General features: G+C 64.6%; 2 pseudogenes. Both read right to left on the bottom strand.

The features are described from left to right. Positions 1–197: pseudogene (locus tag PYR91_RS36265) on the bottom strand (hypothetical protein); the annotation flags it as partial. Positions 198–777: 580 nt separating this feature from the next. Further along, positions 778–1,694, bottom strand: a pseudogene (locus PYR91_RS36270) (hypothetical protein); the annotation flags it as partial.

Genomic DNA, 1,694 nt, shown 5'->3' on the forward strand with positions numbered 1-1,694 from the left:
GCCCTGAGGTTGGCGCCACGGTTGCTCTGCCAGAAGTCCGCGGTCTTCTGCGCGGTGCTCGCCGACGCGAGCGACACCGTCTTCTTGACGGGGGCGGTCGTCGCGCTGGCGGAGGTGACCAGGGTGGCGCCGATCATGCTGGTGGCGGCGATGGCGCCACCGAGCGGGAGAACGAGACGCTTGGCACGGGGGTTCAAGGCAACTCCTTGGGCTGGACGTGGAACGCATCCTGCGTCCCATGCGTCAGTAAAGGGATAACCATGAAGATACAGAGAAGATCTTGGGCTGTAAGCCTGATTCGACATGAAATTTGACCCTTGCCCGGGCGTGACCCTTTCGTAACCGTGCCGCCCGGTGGTCGCATCCCCGCGGACACCCGCAATCCCGGCGCTTCCTCGCAGATCACGAGGGTTGTGTACCGGTTGGTTCAGTTGGGGTGAGAGTGGCTCATCCCGGATCCCCTCGCCATGCAGTGTGACGTACATCACACGGATCCGATGGAGCCGAATCGGCACCCGGTTACGTCTAAGCGCCCCGCGGACCGGAGCGCCGCCCAGAAGCCCGCTGTCCGAAGGGCTTCAGAACCCCTGCACCAAGGCCGCGGAGCGGTCGTGAAGCCGTCCTGGGGCTTGGACCGGCCGCCCTCGGGGGAGCGTGATCCGTCCGGATCGGCCGCTCGCCGGTGGGCACCCCGGGAACGCCGACAGGGCCCGGCACGAGTGCCGGGCCCTGCTGGGTGAAGCTGTGAAACTCTGCGCTCTCTAGCTGGCTAGAACGTCAGGCCTTGGTGACGAGGTCGCCGTCGCTGCTGACGATCTTGCCGGACCACAGGGCCGAGGCCGACTTGTAGATCGCGTAGGTCTCGCTGTCGAAGTACGGCGAGGTGCTGAAGTCGATCCGGCCATTGGCGTCGGAGTCGCCGATGAGGCTGGAGACACCGTTGATGTAGCCGAGACGCTTGGTGCTGCTGTACTTGAGCAGCCACGGGCCACCGGAGGAGCCGGCGGTCATCGAGCACTTGAGGCCGATCTGCGCCTCAGCCTTGAACTTCGCGGAAGCGGCGGCGGCGAAGGTCTTGCCGTAGCACCACTTCGGCGTCTGGCCGGTGAACGGCTTGTCACCGTCGGGGTGCGGGGCCGCGGGGTAGCCGAAGGCGTACACCGGCTGGCCGACCTTCTGGTTCCAGGTGAAGCCCTGGCCGCCGACGTTGTCGCCCAGGCGACCGGCGTCCTTGTACAGCTCGATGACGTAGCTGATCTTGTAGTACTTGGTCGTCGAGGAGACCTTCGCCCAGTACTTCACGAAGTAGTGCGTGAGGGTGTAGGCGCTGTCGACGATCTTCTTGTACGCCGGGCCGGTGTACGAGGTGTAGGTCGCCTCGTCCACGACCTCGGTGTAGGTCTTGAAGGGGGACTTCGCGAAGTTGACGTTGGAGTTCGGGGCCGGAGCCTTGTCGAACTCCTCCTTGGTCACTTCCTTCCACAGCTTCTTGCCGCCCGGGGTGCCCCAGGGAAGGATGACCTCGGCGCCGGTGTCCTTGGTCCAGACGGGGGCCTTGTCACCGAACTCGTCGACGAGCTTCTTGTACTCCTCGGCCGAGATCTCGGTGTCCTTGGTGTACTTGTAGCCCTGCCACTTGTCGTAGGCGTCCTTGGTGACGACCTTCTCGCCGGCGTAGGAGATGCCGTTGTAGA

The organism is Sphaerisporangium sp. TRM90804 (assembly GCF_029846175.1).
GTDB lineage: Bacteria > Actinomycetota > Actinomycetes > Streptosporangiales > Streptosporangiaceae > Sphaerisporangium.